The organism is Bradyrhizobium sp. USDA 4486 (assembly GCF_054057995.1).
In genome coordinates this window covers 6,848,264-6,867,952 of sequence record NZ_JBSRZV010000001.1, presented here as the reverse complement: position 1 = coordinate 6,867,952, position 19,689 = coordinate 6,848,264, and the positions used below count along the sequence as shown (strand labels likewise).

Below are 19,689 nucleotides of genomic sequence, written 5' to 3'. Positions count from 1 at the left end.
GCTCACGCTCCACCAGGCAGCGGCGCACGTGCGTCGACGAGGTTTCGCGCGCGCAGCTCCTGCCAGAAGGCTTGCGGCACCGCCCGCTCTGACATCGCGATATTGTCGGAAACCTCGGACGCATTGCGTGCCCCCATCACGGCGACCGTGATGGCCGGATGGGCCACGCAGAACTGGAGCGCGGCGGCCTTCAGCTCGGTGCCGTGCTTGCGGCAGAGTTCGTCGAGTTCGAGCGCCCGCGCGACCAGCGACGCATCGGCATCATGATAGTTGAACTTCGCACCCGTGTGCGGATTGGCCAAAATGCCGCTGTTGTAGATGCCGCCGAGCAGGATGCCGACGTTCTTCGCCCGGCAGACCGGAAACAGCGCATCCAGTGCGCCCTGGTCGAGTAGCGTGTAGCGGCCGGCGAGCAGGAAGCAGTCGACCGGCACGGCTTCGGCAAAGCGGACCAGCATTTCCGACTGGTTCATGCCGGCGCCGATCGCCTTGACCGTGCCGTCCTCGCGCAGGCGCTGGAGCGCGCCGAAGGCACCGGTGACGGCGTCGTCATAGTGGTCGTCGGGATCGTGCACGAGCAGGACGTCCACTCGGTCGAGCCCGAGGCGAGCAAGACTCTCCTCCACCGAGCGCATCACGCCATCGTAGCTGAAGTCGAACACCGGCCGCTCGCGCGGCGTGCCCTTGTAGTGCTCGTCCTCGGCGGCGCCGCCTTCAGGGGCACGCAGCAGGCGGCCGACCTTGGTCGAGATGACGTAGGAGTCGCGCGGCTGTTGCCGCAGGAACGCGCCGAGCCGCCGCTCGGCGAGGCCAAAACCGTAGAGCGGCGCGGTGTCGTAGAAGCGGATGCCGGCCGACCAGGCGCGTGCGATCGTCGCCTCTGCATCGGCATCGCTGACGGGGCTGAACAATCCGCCGAGCGGGGCGGAACCGAGACCGAGTGACGTGACGTCGAGCGAACCGAGCCGCGACCGTTTCATTTCAATCTTCCAGTTTTCTTCCGGCAGTGCAAAGATCATCTCCCCCGCCTGCGGAAATCGCAAGCGGGGGAGGCACGCAGGAGCACGGGGCTGGCGACGCTCCTACTTCAGCATCTGCGCGACGTTGTCCTTGGTAACGAGGTCGAGGCCGGTGTAAACGATTTCCGGCACCTTCTCGCCCTTCTTGATGGCCAGCAGCGTGTCCATCGCCTTCTCGCCCATCTCGAACGGACGCTGGCCGACCAGCGCGTTGGCATAGCCGTCGCGCAGCAGCTCGAGCTGCATCTTCAGCGTGTCGGCAACGACCAGCGTGAACTTGCCGCTGTCGATATCCTTTTTGTTCCTGGAGGCGAAGGCCTTGAAGCCCTCGGGGGCGAACATCGGCCAGCCACCAATCGGAACGATCGCGGCGAGGTCAGGCGTTGCGGTGCGCATGTCCGTCATCTGCTGCACCGCCAGTGCCGGATCATCGTTGCAGAACGTCGGCGAGCCCGCGACCTCGGTCCATTTCGACCCCTTCAGCGCCTCGCGCACGCCGTCGACACGCTCGGCGAGATTCTTGGCACCGGGCCCGCCCGAGACCATCGCGTATTTGCCGCCATCGGGCCGAAGCTTAAGCAATTCCTTGCCGAGCGCGACGCCGAATTCCTTGTTGTTGGTGCCGATATAGGCGATGCGCTTGGAGCCGGGGGCATCGGCATCGAAGGTGATGACGGGGATGCCGGCGGCGGTCGCCGCCTCGATCGACTTGGTCATTGCCGCGACGTCGGCGACAGAGATGGCGAGGCCGTCGACCTTCTGGGTGATGAAGTCCTGGATGATCTGCGCCTGCGTCGCCGGCTCATGCTCGACCGGCCCCTTGTAGATGCACTCGATGTTGCCGAGCTCCTTTGCCCGTTTCTCGCAGCCGTCGCGTGCGAAGTCGAAGAACGGATTGTTCATCGCCTTGGGCACGATCACGAAGCGGTAGTTCGCGGCGAATGCCGGGGTCGCCATCATCGCGACCGCAATGCCGGCAAGAAGAAGTTTCCTCATTGTCTCCTCCACCCTTGTTTGATGCCCATCCTCTCGAATTCGTTCGGGAAGCGGATAGGCGGCATTCTCGTTGCCTTCCCGGAACGACGTCACGTCAGGTCATCCGCGAGCGGATGCGATCGACCAGCACGGCCAGGATGATGATCACGCCCACCAGCGTCTGCTGCCAGTACGAGCTGACCTGCGCCAATACCAGACCGTTGCGGATCACTTCCAGCAGCACGCAGCCGACGATGGCCCCGAGCGGACCGCCGATGCCGCCGGCGAGGTTGGCGCCGCCGATCACGGCCGCCGCGATCACATTGAGCTCGTAGGAGGTCGCCATGTTGGCGGGCGCCGATCCGAGCCAGCCGGAGATGATGATGCCCTGGAGGCCAGCGGCAAGCGCGCAGATCACGTAGACCTCGATCTTCACTCGCACCACCGGAATGCCGGTCAGCTCCGCCGCCTTCTCGTTGCCGCCGAGCGCGAAGACGTGGCGGCCGAACGAGGTGTGATGCAGCACCATCGCCATCGCCAGTGCGAGGATCACGAGATAGATGAACGGCGCCGGCACGCCGAGCACGTCGCCCGAGGTCAGCGCATAGAAATAATCGGCATCCGGCCCACCCGGAAAACTGCCGCGCCCGTTGGAGACGACATAACCGAGCCCGCGCACGATCGAGAGCATGCCGAGCGTGGTGACGAAGGGTGACAGGCCGAGCACGGCGATGCAAAAGCCGTTGACGAGGCCCGCGATCAGCGCAACGCCGAGGCCGGCGAGGATCGACACCAGCAGGATCAGGCCGGGAACGTTGGCCAGCACGGTCTTGCCGTCGGCTGCCATGTGCACCAGCGGCGAGCCGGGGGCCGACAGCTCGGTCATCACCATCGAGGCGATCATGGCGGAAAAGCACATCATCGATCCCACCGACAGATCGATGCCGCCGGTGATGATGACGAAGGTCACGCCGAGGGTGGCGATGGCGATGAAGGAAAAATTCTTCGCCACGTTCTGCATGTTGCCTTCAGTGAAGAAGTACGGGCTGGCGAAATGCATGATCACCAGCAGCACCGCGAGCGCGAGCAGGACGTAGCCGGTCTGGGAGGCGAAGATGCCGCGCTGCCACCACGTGATCTTGCCGACGTTGGAGAACGTGATCGGGGATTCCATAGGCATGGCCATCACGCCGCCTCCTTCGCGCCGGTGATGAGGGCGGTGACTTCCTCAGGGCTGGTCTCCTGGATCGGCTTGTCGGCCCGCTTCTCGCCGCGGCGCATGACGATGACGCGGTCGCACACCGCGAACACGTCGGGCATGCGGTGTGAGATCAGCATCACGGCGACGCCCTGCTCCTTCAGCCGGTGAATCAGGCCGAGCACCTGCTCGACCTGGCGCACCGAGATCGCGGCGGTTGGCTCGTCCATCATCACCAGCCGCGCATTGGAGAGCCGCGTCCGCGCGATCGCGACCGCCTGGCGCTGGCCGCCCGACATCTGTTTGACGAGATCGTCCGGCCGCGTCTCCGAGCGCAGCTCGCCGAACAATTCCAGTGCGCGCGACGCCATGGCCTTGTGGTCGAGCAAGGCGATGGGTCCGAACTTGCGCTTCAGCTCGCGGCCGAGAAACACGTTGGCGGCGGCGGTCAGATTGTCGGCGAGCGCGAGATCCTGATAGACGACCTCGATGCCGACGGCGCGGGCATCGACGGGCCGGTTGAAATGCACCGCACTGCCGGCGAAGCGCATCTCGCCGTGGGTGGGGCGGAAATTGCCGGCGATGATCTTGACCAGCGTCGACTTGCCGGCGCCGTTGTCGCCCATCAGCCCGACCACTTCGCCCGGCAAAACCTGCATGTCGACGTCATGCAGCGCGCGGATCGCGCCGAACTCCTTGCCGATGCCGGAGAGCTCGAGGACCGGTGTCGCGTCAGCCTTGGTCATCAGCAGCCTTCCTCAGACGTAGCGGTTGACGAGAGATTCCAGATATTCCTGCCGGCCCGAGCGCGGCTGCGGATCGAAGCCGGGCCTCATCGCACGGTCGGCGAGATCGGCGAGCGAAAGCTGGCCGCCGAGAATGGCGCGGCCCTCGGGGCCGGCCCATCCCTCATAGCGCGTGGCGATCGGCGTCGTGAGCACGCCGGCATCGAGCATGTCGGCGGCGGCGAGGAACGCGCGCGCGCAGGCATCCATCGAGCCGACATGGGCGTGGATGAGATCATCGGGGTCGATCGACTGGCGGCGGATCTTGGCGTCGAAATTCAACCCGCCGGAGGTGAAGCCGCCGCGGTTCAGGATCTCGTGGAACACCAGTGCCAGCTCGCCGACGTTCATCGCGAACTGGTCGGTGTCCCAGCCGAGCAGATCGTCGCCGCGGTTGATATCGAGCGAGCCGAACACCCCAAGCGCCTCGGCCAGCGCGACCTCGTGATGGAAGGAGTGGCCGGCGAGGATGGCGTGGTTCTGCTCGATGTTGAGCTTGACGTCGTTGAGCAGGTCGTAGCGTTCGAGGAAGCCGTAGCAGGTCGCGACGTCGAAATCGTATTGGTGCTTGGTCGGCTCCTTTGGCTTGGGCTCGATCAGGATCGGGCCCTTGAAACCTATTTTGTGCTTGTGCTCGACGATAAGCGAGACGAAGCGGCCGAGCTGGTCGAGCTCGCGCTTGAGATCGGTGTTGAGCAGCGTCTCGTAGCCTTCGCGCCCGCCCCACAGCACATAATTCTGGCCGCCGAGCCGGTGCGTTACCTCCAGTGCGGCGCGGACCTGACCCGCTGCATAGGTGAAGATGTCGGGGTCCGGGTTGGTCGCAGCGCCTGCCATGTAGCGGCGATGCGTGAACAGGTTTGCCGTGCCCCAGAGCAGGCGGACTTTCGCCGAGGCCATCTTCTGTTCGAACATATCGGCGATGGCGTTGAGGTTGGCGACGGACTTGCTGAGCGAATCGCCTTCCGGCGCCGCATCGACGTCGTGGAAGGTGAAAAACGGTACATCCAGCAGGCGGAACAGCTCGAAGGCGACATCGGCCTTGGCGCGCGCCATGGCCATCGCATCGGTGCCGTGGTGCCAGGGCCGCAAAAAGGTCTCGCCGCCGAAGGGATCGCCGCCGGGCCAGCACAGCGAATGCCAGTAGCAGACCGCAAAGCGCAAATGATCCTCGAGCCGGCGACCACGCACGATGCGGTCCTTGTCGTACCAGCGGAAGGCATGCGTGCTCGCCGCATCCTTTCCGACGAAGGCGACAGGCGTGCTGGCGTCGAAGAATCTGGCTGGCGCGTTCACTTAAATCGTCTCCTTCAGTGCGGGATAAAGCGGGCGCCAGTGGCGATAGGCCTCGTCGTAGGCGGCGGTCACGGATGGGCGGGGTACGAAACTCGCAAGCCGCCGTGGACGTATGCAGACATCGGCCGGAGCTTCACCGGTCGCGGCGAGGCGACCGAGCCGCGCAGCACCGAGCGCCGCACCGACCTCACCTTCCTCGACGCGGTGGACGGGAATGCCGAGCACGTCAGCGCAGATCTGCGCCCACAGCGGCGAGCGCGAGCCGCCGCCGACGAGATCGAGTTCGGTGATCGGCCCGCTCGCCGCGCTCAGCGCCGCCAAATTGTCGCGCGCGGCGAACGCGACGCCCTCGAGCACCGCCTGCACGATCTGGCCGCGCCCGGTCGCAGCCCGCAAGCCGACGAAAGCGCCGCTCGCGGCGGCATCGTTGTGCGGCGTGCGCTCGCCATCCAGATAGGGCAGGAATTTGATCGGGCTCGGCCCGTCGACGTGCTCGCCAAGCGGCGCGAGAAGCGCGGCAGCCGGCGTCTCCATCACGGCGGCGAGCCAGGCGAGCGAAGCCGCCGCCGATAGCATCACGCCCATCTGGTGCCAGAGGCCAGGCAGTGCGTGGCAGAAGGCATGCACGGCCGACGCAGGCGCCGGCGCGAATCGATCCGTGACGCGGAACACGACGCCCGATGTGCCCATCGACAGGAAGGCGTCGCCGGGCGCAATCGCGCCAAGCCCGATCGCACTCGCCGCGTTGTCGCCGGCACCGCCGGCCACCACGACGTCCTTCGCCATGCCCCAGCGACGCGCGTATTCCGACGCAAGCGTTGCACTGACCGCACTGCCTTCGACGAGGCGGGGCATGTGGTGAAGATCGAGCCCGGTCGCGTGCAGCAGCAGGGCCGACCAGCGGCGCTCGCCGACGTCGAGCCAGAGTGTGCCGGCCGCGTCCGACATGTCCTCGACCATCTCGCCGGTCAGCCGATAGCGCACATAGGCCTTCGGCAGCAGCACCTTTGCGATGCGCGCGAACAACTTCGGCTCATGCCGCGCGACCCAGAGCAGCTTTGGCGCGGTGAAGCCGGGCATCGCCAGATTGCCGGCGATCATGTGCAGCGACGGGCAGCGTCGCTCCAGCGCGGCGCATTCGGCTTGCGAGCGGCCGTCGTTCCAGAGGATGGCGGGGCGCAGCGGCCGTCCGTTCTCGCCAAGCAATGTCGCGCCATGCATCTGGCCCGATAGCCCGATGCCCGCGACCTGCGCGACCTCGCGCGGATGATTGCTCGCGAGGTCGTCGACGGCGCCGATCGCGGCATCGACCCAGGCGTCGGGATCCTGCTCGGACCAGAGCGGCGCCGGGTGCGACAGCGCAAGGTCACGCGCCGCCGTCGCGACGACCGCGCCGGCTGCGTTCACGAGCACCGCTTTCACACCGGATGTGCCGATGTCTAGTCCGAGATACACACCATCCTCCCTTCTTGCCTGCCACCGGCCTGCGATCTTGCGTCGCCTTCGCCGCAACGGGCCTTCCTGAAAATCCATCCTGCCGCTACGGCAGATTGTCCCTCATCACGATGTCGATCCTGATCTTCTCCTGCTCGCGCAGGATCGGCTCGCCGCGGGCGAGCGCCAGCAGCACCCGCACGGCGGCGCGCGCCTCATGTCCCGGGTTCTGCGAGATCGCGGCATCCATCACGCCCTGGAGCAGCAGCCGGCGCGTCAGCGCGGTGACGTCGTGCCCGACAAACACGACCTTGTCGCGGCCGGCCTCGCTCAATGCCTTGGCAACGCCGTGTGTGCCGGCGCCGACGTTATAAAGGCCGACAATGTCAGCATGCCTGCCCAACAGCCGCGCCAGCAGCTGCTCCGAACGATCGTCCTCATCGCGCCCTTCCAGCACCGGCAGCACGTTGAGGTCCGGGAATTCCGAGGCCATCACCTGATTGAAGCCAAAAATGCGCTCGGCGTGATCGCGCAGGCCCTGCGAGCCCGCAACGATCGCGACCTTGCCGGACCGCCCGCTGGCCAGCCGCCCGACCAGCGCGCCGGCGGTGCGGCCCGCGGCGATGTTGTCGATGCCGACATAGTGGTGCCGCCGCGACGACGGCACGTCCGAAACCAGGGTGACGACCTTGGTGCCCGCCTCGACGAGGTCGTTGATGGCGGCGCGGACACCGGGATGATCCAGCGCCACCACGGCAACGCCGTCGTAATCGCCGGCCAGCGCCTCCAACGAGGCGGCGAGCACGGAGGGATCGAACACGTCGGTCGCGACCATCTCGACGCTCAGGCGACGGGCCGAGAGCCAGGCCGACATCTCGCCGAGATAGGCCTGGATCTGCTGCATGAACGGGTTCGGCCCCGAGGGCATCACGAAGGCGAAGCGGCGCGCTCGGCCGCGGGCAAGCTCGGCGGCGGCGACATGCGGCTGAAAGGAATTGCGCTCGATCGCCTCTCTGACGCGTCGGACCGTGTCCGGCCGCACGCCGGGCCGGTTGTGCAGCACGCGGTCCACCGTCGCGAGGCTCACGCCCGCCTGCCGGGCGATATCCTTCAGCGTCAGCGCGGTGGCGGTGAGAAAGTCTTCAGCCATGGCTGAAGGCTAGCAGAGGTGTTTTGAGGTACGCAACTCATTTTGAGGGACAGGAGGACATTCTCGTGCCGCGGTTGCGTCATGCGGCGCTAGCCGCCGGTCAGGTCGAGTGTCAGGAACAGGCTGTTGGGATCCTCGACATAGCCCTCGAACGGCCCGCAAAGCACAAAACCGTGCGCCCGGTAGAGCGCGTGCGCGGGCTTGAAATAATCCCAGGAGCCGGTCTCGAGGCTGAGCCGCGTCAGGCTGCGGGCGCGGGCTTCCGCGATGATGTGGCGAAGCATCTGGCCCCCAAAGCCGCGCCGCCGGGCGGTCCAGAGCGTGTGCATCGACTTCACCTCGCCATGGTCGGTCGAGAGCATCTTCAGCGCACCGGTGGCAACCAGCGTGTCGTCGTCCCAGCCGGTCCAGAAGGCGACGTCGCTCGCGCGAAGGCCGGAGAGGTCGAGCGCATGCGCGCTGCCGGGCGCCGTGTGCGCCCGCGCCGCCGTAACGTGGTGATCGAGCAACGCAATGACCCGCGGATCGAAGGTGTCCCCGGTGCGGATCTGCATCATTACGGTCTCACGCCGCTTGCGAGCTGCTTCTGCATGAAGACGAGATCGAGCCAGCGGCCGAACTTGCAGCCGACCTCCGGCATGCGGCCGACCTCGGCAAAGCCGAGCGAGGCATGCAGGGCAATCGAAGCGGCATTGGCGGCCTCGATGCCCGCAATCATCGCATGCTTGTTCAGCGCCGTGGCGCGCTCGATCAGCGTCGCCATCAGGCTGCGGCCGACGCCGAGCCGATGGTACCGCTCGCCGACATAGACCGAATTCTCCACGGTATGGCGGTAGCCAGGAAACGGGCGGAAATCGCCGAACGAGGCGAACCCGACGACGTCCCTGCCCTTCATCGCGACCAGCACGGGATAGCCGGCTTCCTGTCGCGCGAAAATCCACGCGCGCCGCGAAGCCAGGTCAGCCGGTCCATCGGTCCAGACCGCCGTGGTGTTGAGCGCGGCATAGTTGTAGATGGCGAGGATGTCCGCAGCATCCTCCAGCGTGGCGTCCCGCACGATCAGCGGCATCACATTTTCCCGTAAGAGGTGCCGCGCCGCGTGATGATGACGTAGCGTGCATCCTGTTTGGTTTCGTTCTCGAAGGTCACGGCCCGCATCACGTCGAAGTCGAGACAGTCGCCATCACGCAGGCGCACGGATTTGGCGTCGATATGCACGCAGACCGCGCCCTCCAGCATCAGGAGTTGCTGGGTGAAGGCGTTGCGGCCCCAGGGGCTGTAGGACACGCGCGCGCCGGCCGGCAGGTCGACGACGATGATCTCGATGCCGCTGGCCGCATCCGGCGGCGAGGCATGACGCCGCCGGTAGCCGCTGTCGGGATCACGCCAATGCGGCTGGTCGGCGAGGCGCATCAGGCGCTCCGGCGGCTTCTCCGCGAGCGCGACGACGTCGCTGAGCGTGACGTCGAGCGCGGCGCAGAGCTTGTTGAGCAGGGAAGCCGTCGCACTGCTCTGCGCCCGCTCCACCCGCCCGATCATGGCCCGACTGACGCCGGAGCGCGCTGCCAACTCGTTCAACGTCATGCCGCCTTGCGTCCTCAACGTCTTCAAGCGCCGACCGATCGCACGGTCGAGTTTCTGCTGGTCCATTGGTCCTGACCTTCATTGGCAGCATCAGCCGGCGCAAAGGACCGCGTCCGCCGGAGCATGGGGAAGCTTAAGCCAGCAAGCGGCCAATGCCGGGCTCATGAGGCTAATATATTAGAATCCTGGCCCGGTTCACGAGCGCGGAGTTACTTTCCGCTGGCTCGCTCTTGCGCGTTCTGCGCGGCAAACACGACGCCGCCGAAGGTCTGATTCAAAAGCTTGGATTTCGCCAAAATTCTTTTGACAGATGCCCACGCGGAAAATCACCACGAGACCAATTGCGGTCCATCCAAATTCGCCAGCGCTGAATAGGATACGGCCGCCACCAAGTCTCTGAGCTTTGAAAGCTTTGGAGCGGGCGAAGGGAATCGAACCCTCGTATGCAGCTTGGGAAGCTGCCGTTCTACCATTGAACTACGCCCGCTTATGCGTGTCTTGCGCCCGTCCTGATTAGCCGAGACAACGCCTCCCGCCAAGCGGTTTGGCGCGTCCGACCGGACGCTTCTTAGCGTTTTGGCAAGATTTTGGGTGCGCGCGATTGTGGCGGTGTTATGATCGATCTGTCGGGGGAAGACGTGCATTGATTGGGGCGTGTGCATGGTGGGGCGCGCTTACGCGATGTTCGACACAGCGATCGGGCGCTGCTGCCCGTTGCCCCGCCGCGAGCGCCCGGCTAAGGCGCGATCCTGATCGCACCTTAGCTTTGTCTTTTTCGGCATGATCTTGTCGAACAACCGCTACACACCTGTCCGATCATGCCTAGATAGGCGTCATGGACGCCACCACCCTGCTGACGACACGCTCGATGACCGTCTCCGAGTTTCGCTGCGATGCGGGACCGGACGACAAGCCGTTTCCGGAATGCCGCACCGGCCATTCCATCGCCTATGTCCGCTCTGGCAGCTTCGGCTGCCATTGCCGCGCCGGCTTCTTCGAGCTGGTGGCAGGATCAATCCTGGTCGGCGCGCCCGGCGAGGAATACACCTGCACGCATGAGCATGTCTCGGGAGACGTCTGCCTCGGCTTCTTCTTCAGCGAGAGCCTGGTCGACGCGCTCGGCGGACGCCGCGAGACCTGGCAGGTCGGCGCGACGCCGCCACTGCCCGAGCTGATGGTACTTGGCGAGCTCGCCCAGACGGCAGCAGATGGCAACAGTGATTTGGGTCTCGACGAGATCGGCCAGATCCTCGCCGGCCGCTTCGTTGACGTCGTCTCGGGTAAGGCGCGCAAGCCGGCGACGCCGACCGCACGCGACCGACGCCGCGCGGTTGAGGCCGCGCTGTGGATCGACGACAATTCGCATACCGAGGTCGACCTCGAACAGGCCGCGAAGCAGGCGGGCCTCAGCCCGTTCCATTTCCTGCGGCTGTTCTCCGCCGTGCTCGGCGTCACCCCGCATCAATATCTGGTGCGCTCGCGGCTGCGGCATGCGGCGCGGCTGCTCACGGACGAGGACATCACGGTCACGGACGTCGCCTATGACGTCGGCTTCGGGGATCTCTCCAACTTCGTCCGCACGTTTCATCGCGCCGCCGGCGTATCGCCGACGAAGTTCCGGCAGGCTTCGAAGGGGATGCGCAAGATTCTCCAAGAGCAGCTCGCCCTCAACTGACTAGTTTCGTCTCCGGCGCGCGCCAGTTGCGGCGCGCTTTGCAATGGAGACGACCATGTACGACCACATCGGATTGCGCGTTGCCGATATCGACGCCGCCACGCGCTTCTACAGCGCGGTGCTGGCGCCGCTCGGTTATGTCCTGTGCTCCAGCGGAGACGGCTATGCCGGCTTCGGGCCGAAGGGGGAGCCCGCGCTATGGCTGCACCTGAACAAGGGACGCAAGGCCGACGGCGCGCATATCGCGTTTCGCGCCAAGGACCACGACGCGGTCAAGGCGTTCCACAGTGAGGGCCTGAAGAGCGGCGGCCGCGACAATGGCGGCGCCGGGCCGCGCAAAGATTACAGCCCGACATATTATGCGGCGTTGTTGATCGACCCTGATGGCAACAATGTCGAGGCGGTTTGTGTGTGAGGCCCGACCAAACGCGCCACATACGCTGTCGTTCCGGGATGGTACGTAGCACCAGACCCGGACTCCCGAGATTCCGGGTTCGCGCTTTGCGCGCCCCGGAATGACTCCGGCAAAAATGGGAATCCTCCATGGCCTCCATCCACAACGACATCCCCCTTCCCGCCTCCGCGAACGACGTCTGGGACGCGGTGCGCGATTTCGGCGCGCTGCATCAGCGGCTGGTGCCGGGCTTCGTCACCGCCTGCACGCTCGACGACGATGCACGGATCGTTACCTTCGCCAACGGCTCCGTCGCGCGCGAGGTGATGGTCGATTGCGACGATGCGCGGCAGCGGCTGGTCTATGCGATCGACAACGAGCGGCTGAAGCATTACAGCGCCTCAGTGCAGGTGATTGCCGAGGGCGACAAGAGCTGCCGCCTGATCTGGATCATCGACATGTTGCCGAACGAGCTTGCACCCTATGTGCAGGGCCAGACCAGAGAGGCGATGGCCGCCATGCACAAGGCGTTTCCGCGCCCCGCCTGAACGCTCTGTGACTTCCGGCACAGAGCCTTCCCCGCGCCGGCCGTAACCATGACCGCGTGCGTCCGGTTGGCTCCGCTCTTCCGGCGGCGCCGCGCACGCGAGGAGCAGGCCATGAGAGGTGCGGACAAGGTGATCTGCCAGGCGGCCGCCGTGCTGCTGCTGTTTTCGATTTCGAGCGCGCCGGCAAAGGCGCAGTTCCTCGGCGGCGGTGCCGGCGGCGAGGACATGATGACCCAGATGGCGCCGATGCTGGAGATGATGAAGGCAAAGATGGGCAAGCGCCGCTTCGCCATGCTGATGCAGACCATGGGCCCGATCATGAGCCGCATGATGGAGAACGGCGGCGGGTTCGGCGGCATGATGGGCGGCGGGGGTTTTGGAGGCTTTACCGGCGGCAATCTCGGCGGCGGGTTCGGCGCGCCAAATTATGGCGGTTACACGCCGATGGGCGGCGGCGCCATGCCGGCCGGCTTTGGCGGCATGGGCGGCGGCGATATCATGGGCATGCTCGGCGGCGGCGACATGATGGCGATGATCCCGCAATTGATGCGGCTCGCCAATGCCGGCGGTAGCGGCCATCGCCGCCACAGGCATCGCTAGTCCGCTGCGGCTGACAGCGCCGGCCTGATCGCGGGCTTGCTCTCGCGCGGACCCCAGCGCGTCAGCACGACGCTGGAGCATGACAGCAGGCCGAGCACGACCATCGAGCTTGCGGCCAGCCAGAAGAAACTCTGTGCGGTCGCCTCATGCGTCGACAGCCACCAGCCGGCGGCCGAGATGTAGGTCAACCGCGCAGTCTGCGCCAGTACCGGGCCGATCACCTTCGCCGCGCCTTGCGAGGAGAAATACATCGTCGTTGCAAGGCCGAAGAACGCATAGAACGGCCCGACCGTCGAGAGATATTGATGGCTCGCCGCGCGCACGGCCGCGCTGTCGGTGAAGATGTTGACCCAGAGATCGGGGAAGATCGCAACCAGGCATGCCGGCGTACCGACGGCCATGAAGGCGGCAGCGCTGGCGATCCAGGCGATGCGCCGGGCCCGCGCGATGCGGCCCGCGCCGATCGCCATGCCGACCATCGGCACGCAGGCGATGCCGAACGAGAACGCGATCGAGGTCAGCACAAATTCCAGCCGCGCGCCGATGCCGTAGCCGGCGAGGATCGCGGTGCCGAACTTCGCCAGCATGTGGGTGAAGATCGAGATCGTCAGCACCGATTGCAGCGGCGAGAAGCAGGCGATGGCGCCGACCTTTAGGATGTCGAAGAACATCGCCCATTGGATGCGCAGGCCGCGCAGCTTTGGTGCGATCCGCGCGCGGCCGGAGAACAGGTACCACCCCATGATGCAGACATTCATGGAATAGGCGATCAGCGCGCCGGCCGCAACGCCGCGCATGCCGAGTTGCGGCACCGGGCCCAGCCCGAGACCGAGCGTGCCGCCGAGCACGATCTGCCAGGCCGCGGAGTTGAGGATGAGGAACGACGGCAGCTTCATGTTGCCGGTGCCGCGCAAGACGCCAGCCATGGTGTTGAGCAGCCAGGGCAGCACGGCGCCGCCGAAGAACACCTGCGTGTAGGCGACCGCATGCGTGAGCACATCGCCGCGGCCGCCGAGCATCTCCAGGACCCTGGGCCCGAAGATCAGCATGCCCAGCATGAAGACCAGGCCGAAGCTGATGCCGATCAGCATCGCATGCACCGCGAGCGTGCCGGCGCGCTCGCGGTCGCCGGCGCCGAGCGCACGCGCGATGGCGGAGGCCACCGCGCCGCCCATGGCGCCGCCGGACATCGTCATGGTCAGGATCACTGTCGGAAACACGAGCGCCATCGCGGCCAGAGCCTCGACGCCAAGCCGGCCGATATAGGAGGTCTCCGCGATCACCGTACAGGTGCCGGCCGATAGTGCGATCACGTTGGGCCAGGCGAGTGCGAGCAGCGTGCGCAGGATCGGCCCGTCGGTCAGCGCACTCTTCACGGGCGGCGAAGGCGACGGCAGCGGGCGCTCTTGCTCATCGACCGGGATTTCGGCGATGTCGGACATGTCCTCTCCCGGGCGCAGGCGCCATTCGCGGCGCGGCAATGAACAGGTGTGCCAATCGATGTCTTCGCGCGGAAGGCGCTGCGGCGGTTGTTAGCACGGTAATGGCCGATTCCTCCTGCGTCAGGTGCAGGCGTGCCCTGCGGCAGCGCATTTCAGCCCGTGGAATTGTGAATCTCAGTTTCCTTGCGGGCGCATCGAACCACGAAGGCAACGCAAGCGCGGCATTACCCAATCGTCCAGATCAGCGATGGACGCCCGCCTGCGGCGGTGCGCAGCCGCACGCCGATGTGCCGGCCGCATCCCGCGGCGAGGCCCTCGAACAATCCTTCGAGCACCTTGGCACAGGCGGGGTGATAGTCGGCGACGTCGTCCATCAGCTTCCAGCTCTGCTGGCGGATTTCGAAGCTGCCTTCGGAGCGGGTCGTCTCGGCCGCATCATCCTGCGCAGCGACCAGCGCATTCAGGAACGATGCGAATTCGCCCGCGTCACCGCGGCTCATCGAGAGCGCGGCCGCGACCTCATCGAAATACTGCATGCCGATCAGCTTGCCCGTGAGATGCAGGAGGTAGCCGGCATCCTCCGGCCCGAACAACTGCACCATCACGGGAGCCGCCGTGCGCACATATTCCATCGCGTAGTTGCGATAGGCTTTTTCAAGCCGCGGCTTTGGCCAGCTCGCGACAGGCAGGGCCGGCGCGGTCCTGGCATCGAACAGCGGCGCGTCCAGATGCCGAGCGAACACGAGGCGCTGGTCGAGCTCGAGCGGATAGTCATACTGATGATAGTAACCTTCGAGCCCGTCTTGGCCGTCGACGCTCTGCTTCGTGCAGACGAAGCCGAGGCGGAGATCGCCGAGCGCGACGCCGTTGTTGGCGTGCCAGCCGCGCAGCATCGCGCGGCTCACCTCGCCCGGCACGCCGCAGATCGCGGTGCCCCTCCAGATCCAGCGCGGCGGCGGATAGCGGATCCAGGCCTTTGTGTCGCTCTCATACATGTATTCGACATGGACGCCGCCGATCCAGTTGGAGAGGTAGTGATATTGCGCGGCACCCACCGCCGGCGGCAGATGATCGATCCCGAGCTTCTTGAGCCCGGGCAGGAAGCGCTCCTGCTGCTGGCGGCGAAACACGCGGAAGACAAACTCCGCCGCATCCGCCGTGCCGCGTCGCGTGACGACGGTGAGGATGAGGCCGGTGAAATAGGCGTGGTAGAGCTCTGCGACCGCGCGCCAGCGCTTCCCATTGGGCGTGCTGCGCGGCATCTGATGCGGCGGTCATGTTTCGCTCCCGATCGTTGTTGCGATCGAGTGTGTCACTGCCTCCGGTGACAGACAAGTTCACGCGGATGCAAGGCCCTCTGCGCGACAGCCTGTCAATTCCGCATCACGAATTTTGTACGGCTTTCGCGGCACGCTCGCGCTCGACGCGTTCGGTGACGTCGCGCGCCATTGCCACCGATCCCTGCACCGCACCGCCGGAATCCCGCACCAGCGCGAAGGTCATCTCGATATAGAGCTTGCGCCCGCTCTTGTGCAGCGCGCGAGTCAGCGTCGGCCTGCCCGCAAGCTTCATCGTCCCGCTCGCGAGCGCGGCCTCAAAACCCTTCCAGTGCGCGGCGCGCAGATGCTCGGGAATGATGAGGTCGAGGTTTTGGCCGAGCGCTTCGTCGGCGGAGAAGCCGAACAGCGCGGCCGAAGCGCGATTCCAGCGCATGATCGTGCCGGAGCGATCGGAATAGATCAGCGCGTCCGCGACGTCGTTGAGGATGCTTGTGTCGAGGTGGGATTGATCGCTCATGTGATGTCTTCCCGCCAGCATTCTGCGTCACCGCCCGCCCAGTGCGCAATTGCGCACAGGGGCGGGCGGTCCGATACTCCGAGGCGGCAGTGACTGAGCGGACAAGCCGCTGCGTACTAGATGGCCCGGGTCAAGCCGGAGCATGACAGTAGATTGTGGAACTACACCCGAAAATGCTTCGATAGTTTGAGGCCCTGCGCCTGGTAGTTGGAACCGATGCGCTGGCCGTACATCGCATCGGGGCGCGCCAGCATCTTCTCGTAGACGAGGCGGCCGACGATCTGACCGTGCTCCAGAATGAACGGCACTTCGCGCGAGCGCACTTCGAGCACGGCGCGCGCACCCTGCCCGCCGGCGCCGGCGTAACCGAAGCCGGGATCGAAGAAGCCGGCATAGTGCACGCGGAATTCCCCGACCAGCGGATCGAACGGCACCATCTCCGCGCGGCGTAATCCGGCGGCACCTGCACTGCTTCCTTGGAGGCGAGGATATAGAACTCGCCGGGGTCGAGGATCAGGCTGCCGTCGGGGCGCGCGGAGATCGGCTCCCAGAAATCCTCCACCGCGTAGCCGGCGCGGCGATCGACATCGACGACGCCGGTGTGGCGCTTGGCACGATAGCCGACGAAGCCGCTGGCTTTCTCCCCCGAGAGATCGACCGACAGGGCGACGCCGCCGGAGAGATCGGCATCGTCGATGTCGACGAGGCGCTCGGCGGCATGCAAGCCGTCGAGCTCGTCGGCATTGAGGATGGCGTCACCAGTGCGGAAGCGCACCTGCGACAGGCGCGAGCCTTCGCGCACCAGTACCGGAAACGTCTTCGGGCTGATCTCGGCATAGAGCGGACCATGATAGCCGGCGCCGATCATGTCGAAGCGGCGGGTGCCGTCGGCGATGACTCGGGTGAAGACGTCGAGCCGGCCGGTCGAGCTCTTGGGGTTCGCGGCCGCGACGATCTCCGGCGGCAGCGCCAGGCTTTCCAGCAGCGGCACGATGTAGACGCAGTTGGTCTCCAGCACCGCGCCGTCGGCGAGACTGAACTCGTGCAGCTTCAACTCGTCGATGCGCTCGGCGACGGTGGCGCCGGGGCCGGGCAGGAAGCTGGCGCGGACGCGATAGGCGATGTCACCGAGGCGCAGATCGAGGCTCGCCGGCTGGATCTGGCTTTCGACGAAGTCGTATGCGGGCAGGATGAGGCCCGCTTCCGCCATCGCCGCGATCATGCGGTCGGGCAGGATACCATTGGCGTCGGCGGCAACCGTAAAGCTCAACCGGGGGTCCTCATGAAGGGGCAAACGCATCCGGACATGCCGGAAATACTAGCCTTTTACGGCTATCCGATGGACGCCTTGACGGAAAGGGCATTGCGGAATATGAGCATCACTTATCCCGTGGTGATTTGAGCCGGCCGGCTTGCAGCCACGTTAAATAAGTCGCTAAACAGGCCGGGGACCTCTGTGATCCCGGCCCGTGGAGATATCCAGGCCGGTTTTTTTGTGGCCGTTTTCAACGAGACGGTCATGTCGGAGGGTCCTATGTCGAAGTCGCCTACCACCTACCGCCCCGAAACCCGCCTGGTCCATTCCGGCACCCTGCGTTCGCAATATGGCGAGACGTCGGAGGCGCTGTTCTTGACGCAAGGCTACGTCTACAACAGCGCCGAGGAGTGCGAGGCGCGGTTCAAGGGCGAGGACCCCGGCTTCATCTATTCGCGCTACTCCAACCCGACAATCGCGATGTTCGAGCGCCGCATGATCGAGCTCGAAGGCGCCGAAGCCGCCCGCTCGGCGGCAACCGGCATGGCCGCTGTCACCACCGCGATCCTGGCGCCACTGAAGGCCGGCGATCACGTGGTCGCCTCGCGCGCGCTGTTCGGCTCGTGCCTCTACGTCGTCCAGGACCTGCTGCCACGCTACGGCATCGAGACCACGCTGGTCGACGGCCTCGATCTCGACCAGTGGCAGCGCGCGCTCAAGCCCAACACCAAGACGTTCTTCCTGGAGAGCCCGACCAACCCGACGCTCGACGTACTCGACATTCCCGGCATCGCCGAGATCGCGCACAGGGGCGGCGCGCGGCTGGTGGTCGATAACGTGTTCGCGACCCCGATCTGGCAGAGCCCGCTGGCGCTCGGCGCCGACGTCGTGGTCTACTCCGCGACCAAGCACATCGACGGCCAGGGCCGCTGCCTCGGCGGCATCATCCTGTCGTCGGAAGCGTTCATCGCCGAGCACATCCATAACTTCATGCGCCAGACCGGCCCATCGATCTCGCCGTTCAACGCGTGGGTCCTGCTCAAGGGCCTGGAGACGCTGGGCGTGCGCGTGCGCGCGCAGACCGACACGGCGGCGCGGATCGCCGAGGTGCTGGCGAGCCATCCGAAGATTTCGCGGCTGGTCTATCCCGGTCGCGCCGATCATCCGCAGGCGGCGCTGGTGAAAAAGCAGATGCGCGGCGGCTCGACGCTGATCGGCTTCGAGGTCAAGGGCGGCAAGTCCGCGGCGTTCCGCGTGCTCAACGAGCTCAAACTTGCGAAGATCTCGAACAATCTCGGCGATGCCAAGAGCCTCGTCACGCATCCGGCGACCACGACGCATCAGCGCCTGAAACCGGAAGACCGTGCCGCGCTCGGCATCAGCGAGGGATTCATCCGCTTCTCCGCGGGCCTCGAGCATGCGGACGATCTGATCGAGGATCTGACGGCAGCGCTGGAGAAGGCCTGACGGGCGAATGGCGAATAGTGAGCGGCGAATAGAATCTCTGTTCGCTCCTCGCCATTCCTATTCGCTCTACATCGGCCGGTACGTCCGCACGTCCGCGGGCACGTTCACGCCGATCTTGATCTGGCCGACGGAGCGGATGATGTCGTCGCCGAGCAGCTGGGCGAAGCAGGCATAACCCCAATCGTTCATGTGCAGGCCGTCGGCGATCACGAAGCTCTCGACCGGGATCGACTGCTTCTCGTGCCAGTCGCGCATCACCTCGAAGCGCGGGAAGATGCCGACGTGACGAAGCTCGGCGACCTTGCCGAGCAGCTTCACCATCTTGCCAGCGCTCTCGGCGCGCTGATTCACGGCCGGGGAATATTGCGGATCGACCAGCACGATGTCGGCGCCGCCGGCGGCCTGGATGCGGGCGATGCCGTCCTCCACCATCTTGGCGGTGTCGCCGGGATCGAGATTGCGCAGCACGGCGTTGGTGCCGACCTGCCAGATCACCAGATCCGGATGCACGTCGATCACCTCCTTCTGGAGGCGCTTCATCATCTCGGGCGCATCCTCGCCGCCGACGCCGGCATTGACGACGGTGATGTTGGCGGTCGGATATTGCCGGCGCAGCTGCGCGGCGAGGCGGTTCGGATAGTTGAACTCCGGCGAGCTCGCGCCAAATCCCGCGGTCGACGACGAGCCGAACGCGACGATGACAACGGGCTGGCCGGCGACGAGCTTGCTTGCGACATGCGGCAGCGAGCCCATCGCCTTCGAGCCGCCCTTCGGCGGCAGGCAAGGCACGCGGCTGAAGATGTCGCTGGCGGATTTCGCCACCTGCTTCACCTTGTCGATGGCGCGCGAGGTGATGCCGCGCTGCTCGGGCGAGGTCGCGCCGACGGTGGTCTGGGCAGGCGATGCGGGAGCGGGATTAGCCGATTGCGCGGGCGTCGCCTGCGCCTGCGCGGCTTGCGCCTGGGCGCGCGTCTGCGAGGCCGGGGTCAGCAACAGCAGCGCTGCCGCTACGGGCGCAGCCAGCGATGCAGTCAGGCAAAAAGGGCGGAAGGTACTCATTAACGCTAGTC

The 19,689-nt window shown here is 65.9% G+C and carries 18 protein-coding genes, 1 tRNA gene, 2 pseudogenes and 1 riboswitch; of the genes and pseudogenes, 5 read left to right on the top strand and 16 right to left on the bottom strand.

What is annotated here, in order from left to right:
* Positions 1–2: 2 nt before the first annotated feature.
* The 11 genes from ACVWY3_RS32400 to ACVWY3_RS32350 form a co-directional block, all read right to left on the bottom strand.
* Positions 3–980, bottom strand: coding sequence for an aldo/keto reductase (locus ACVWY3_RS32400; RefSeq protein ID WP_456842092.1), 978 nt, complete (start codon positions 978–980; stop codon positions 3–5).
* Between the two features lie 102 nt (positions 981–1,082).
* Positions 1,083–2,015, bottom strand: coding sequence for a sugar-binding protein (locus tag ACVWY3_RS32395; protein WP_456842091.1), 933 nt, complete (start codon positions 2,013–2,015; stop codon positions 1,083–1,085).
* A 94-nt stretch (positions 2,016–2,109) separates the two neighbouring features.
* The gene (locus ACVWY3_RS32390) at positions 2,110–3,180 is read right to left on the bottom strand and encodes an ABC transporter permease (protein WP_456842090.1); all 1,071 of its coding nucleotides are present in this window, start codon (positions 3,178–3,180) and stop codon (positions 2,110–2,112) included.
* Positions 3,180–3,938: an ATP-binding cassette domain-containing protein gene (locus ACVWY3_RS32385; protein ID WP_456842089.1), complete on the bottom strand. Its 759-nt coding sequence runs from the start codon at positions 3,936–3,938 to the stop codon at positions 3,180–3,182. Before ACVWY3_RS32385 ends, ACVWY3_RS32390 begins: the two co-directional genes overlap by 1 nt.
* 12 nt (positions 3,939–3,950) lie before the next feature.
* Positions 3,951–5,273 (bottom strand): xylose isomerase, encoded by a 1,323-nt coding sequence (gene xylA, locus ACVWY3_RS32380; protein WP_456842088.1) that lies wholly within the window; start codon positions 5,271–5,273, stop codon positions 3,951–3,953.
* A complete protein-coding gene (xylB, locus tag ACVWY3_RS32375; protein ID WP_456842087.1) occupies positions 5,274–6,728 on the bottom strand; it encodes a xylulokinase in 1,455 nt (484 codons plus the stop codon). It abuts the gene before it with no gap.
* A gap of 85 nt (positions 6,729–6,813) precedes the next feature.
* A complete protein-coding gene (locus ACVWY3_RS32370; RefSeq protein WP_456842086.1) occupies positions 6,814–7,857 on the bottom strand; it encodes a LacI family DNA-binding transcriptional regulator in 1,044 nt (347 codons plus the stop codon).
* Between the two features lie 89 nt (positions 7,858–7,946).
* Positions 7,947–8,411, bottom strand: coding sequence for a GNAT family N-acetyltransferase (locus tag ACVWY3_RS32365; RefSeq protein ID WP_456843512.1), 465 nt, complete (start codon positions 8,409–8,411; stop codon positions 7,947–7,949).
* A 2-nt stretch (positions 8,412–8,413) separates the two neighbouring features.
* Positions 8,414–8,926, bottom strand: a complete 513-nt coding sequence (locus ACVWY3_RS32360; RefSeq protein WP_456842085.1) for an N-acetyltransferase family protein — start codon at positions 8,924–8,926, stop codon at positions 8,414–8,416.
* On the bottom strand, positions 8,926–9,507 hold the full coding sequence (locus ACVWY3_RS32355) for a helix-turn-helix domain-containing protein (protein ID WP_342741104.1): 582 nt from the start codon (positions 9,505–9,507) through the stop codon (positions 8,926–8,928). The genes ACVWY3_RS32360 and ACVWY3_RS32355 overlap by 1 nt, the downstream gene beginning before the upstream one ends.
* A 347-nt stretch (positions 9,508–9,854) precedes the next feature.
* Positions 9,855–9,928, bottom strand: a tRNA-Gly gene (locus tag ACVWY3_RS32350).
* 348 nt (positions 9,929–10,276) lie between these two features.
* On the opposite strand from ACVWY3_RS32350, the gene ACVWY3_RS32345 reads away from it, so the two are divergent.
* The 4 genes from ACVWY3_RS32345 (at position 10,277) to ACVWY3_RS32330 (ending at position 12,658) form a co-directional block, all read left to right on the top strand.
* Entirely contained in the window at positions 10,277–11,116 is an 840-nt protein-coding gene (locus ACVWY3_RS32345; RefSeq protein WP_456842084.1) for a helix-turn-helix transcriptional regulator, read from the top strand.
* Positions 11,117–11,171: 55 nt separating this feature from the next.
* Positions 11,172–11,531: a VOC family protein gene (locus tag ACVWY3_RS32340; protein WP_456842083.1), complete on the top strand. Its 360-nt coding sequence runs from the start codon at positions 11,172–11,174 to the stop codon at positions 11,529–11,531.
* Between the two features lie 128 nt (positions 11,532–11,659).
* Complete coding sequence (locus ACVWY3_RS32335) at positions 11,660–12,058, top strand: SRPBCC family protein (protein WP_456842082.1); 399 nt, start codon at positions 11,660–11,662, stop codon at positions 12,056–12,058.
* A 111-nt stretch (positions 12,059–12,169) separates the two neighbouring features.
* Positions 12,170–12,658, top strand: coding sequence for a hypothetical protein (locus ACVWY3_RS32330; RefSeq protein ID WP_456842081.1), 489 nt, complete (start codon positions 12,170–12,172; stop codon positions 12,656–12,658).
* On the opposite strand, the gene ACVWY3_RS32325 is transcribed toward ACVWY3_RS32330, so the two are convergent.
* From ACVWY3_RS32325 to ACVWY3_RS32310, 4 genes and pseudogenes are all read right to left on the bottom strand, one after another.
* The gene (locus tag ACVWY3_RS32325) at positions 12,655–14,100 is read right to left on the bottom strand and encodes an MATE family efflux transporter (RefSeq protein WP_456842080.1); all 1,446 of its coding nucleotides are present in this window, start codon (positions 14,098–14,100) and stop codon (positions 12,655–12,657) included. The two genes, ACVWY3_RS32330 and ACVWY3_RS32325, sit on opposite strands and share 4 nt — an antisense overlap.
* A 224-nt stretch (positions 14,101–14,324) precedes the next feature.
* A pseudogene (locus ACVWY3_RS32320) lies at positions 14,325–15,378 on the bottom strand (hypothetical protein).
* A 105-nt stretch (positions 15,379–15,483) separates the two neighbouring features.
* Complete coding sequence (locus ACVWY3_RS32315; RefSeq protein ID WP_456842079.1) at positions 15,484–15,897, bottom strand: PAS domain S-box protein; 414 nt, start codon at positions 15,895–15,897, stop codon at positions 15,484–15,486.
* A gap of 161 nt (positions 15,898–16,058) precedes the next feature.
* A pseudogene (locus tag ACVWY3_RS32310) lies at positions 16,059–17,197 on the bottom strand (2'-deoxycytidine 5'-triphosphate deaminase).
* Positions 17,198–17,277: 80 nt separating this feature from the next.
* A riboswitch (SAM riboswitch) is annotated at positions 17,278–17,357 on the top strand.
* 74 nt (positions 17,358–17,431) lie between these two features.
* On the opposite strand from ACVWY3_RS32310, the gene ACVWY3_RS32305 reads away from it, so the two are divergent.
* Entirely contained in the window at positions 17,432–18,619 is a 1,188-nt protein-coding gene (locus ACVWY3_RS32305; protein WP_456842078.1) for an O-succinylhomoserine sulfhydrylase, read from the top strand.
* Positions 18,620–18,685: 66 nt separating this feature from the next.
* Here ACVWY3_RS32305 and ACVWY3_RS32300 read toward each other — a convergent pair whose 3' ends face one another.
* Positions 18,686–19,678, bottom strand: coding sequence for an SGNH/GDSL hydrolase family protein (locus ACVWY3_RS32300; protein WP_456842077.1), 993 nt, complete (start codon positions 19,676–19,678; stop codon positions 18,686–18,688).
* Positions 19,679–19,689 lie beyond the last annotated feature (11 nt).

Bases quoted from the DNA above. Each gene is read 5' to 3' on its own strand.
- ACVWY3_RS32400 (WP_456842092.1), bottom strand. From the start codon at position 980: ATGAAACGGTCGCGGCTCGGTTCGCTCGACGTCACGTCACTCGGTCTC.
- ACVWY3_RS32395 (WP_456842091.1), bottom strand. From the start codon at position 2,015: ATGAGGAAACTTCTTCTTGCCGGCATTGCGGTCGCGATGATGGCGACC.
- ACVWY3_RS32390 (WP_456842090.1), bottom strand. From the start codon at position 3,180: ATGGCCATGCCTATGGAATCCCCGATCACGTTCTCCAACGTCGGCAAG.
- ACVWY3_RS32385 (WP_456842089.1), bottom strand. From the start codon at position 3,938: ATGACCAAGGCTGACGCGACACCGGTCCTCGAGCTCTCCGGCATCGGC.
- ACVWY3_RS32370 (WP_456842086.1), bottom strand. From the start codon at position 7,857: ATGGCTGAAGACTTTCTCACCGCCACCGCGCTGACGCTGAAGGATATC.
- ACVWY3_RS32365 (WP_456843512.1), bottom strand. From the start codon at position 8,411: ATGCAGATCCGCACCGGGGACACCTTCGATCCGCGGGTCATTGCGTTG.
- ACVWY3_RS32360 (WP_456842085.1), bottom strand. From the start codon at position 8,926: ATGCCGCTGATCGTGCGGGACGCCACGCTGGAGGATGCTGCGGACATC.
- ACVWY3_RS32355 (WP_342741104.1), bottom strand. From the start codon at position 9,507: ATGGACCAGCAGAAACTCGACCGTGCGATCGGTCGGCGCTTGAAGACG.
- ACVWY3_RS32345 (WP_456842084.1), top strand. From the start codon at position 10,277: ATGGACGCCACCACCCTGCTGACGACACGCTCGATGACCGTCTCCGAG.
- ACVWY3_RS32340 (WP_456842083.1), top strand. From the start codon at position 11,172: ATGTACGACCACATCGGATTGCGCGTTGCCGATATCGACGCCGCCACG.
- ACVWY3_RS32335 (WP_456842082.1), top strand. From the start codon at position 11,660: ATGGCCTCCATCCACAACGACATCCCCCTTCCCGCCTCCGCGAACGAC.
- ACVWY3_RS32330 (WP_456842081.1), top strand. From the start codon at position 12,170: ATGAGAGGTGCGGACAAGGTGATCTGCCAGGCGGCCGCCGTGCTGCTG.
- ACVWY3_RS32325 (WP_456842080.1), bottom strand. From the start codon at position 14,100: ATGTCCGACATCGCCGAAATCCCGGTCGATGAGCAAGAGCGCCCGCTG.
- ACVWY3_RS32315 (WP_456842079.1), bottom strand. From the start codon at position 15,897: ATGAGCGATCAATCCCACCTCGACACAAGCATCCTCAACGACGTCGCG.
- ACVWY3_RS32305 (WP_456842078.1), top strand. From the start codon at position 17,432: ATGTCGAAGTCGCCTACCACCTACCGCCCCGAAACCCGCCTGGTCCAT.
- ACVWY3_RS32300 (WP_456842077.1), bottom strand. From the start codon at position 19,678: ATGAGTACCTTCCGCCCTTTTTGCCTGACTGCATCGCTGGCTGCGCCC.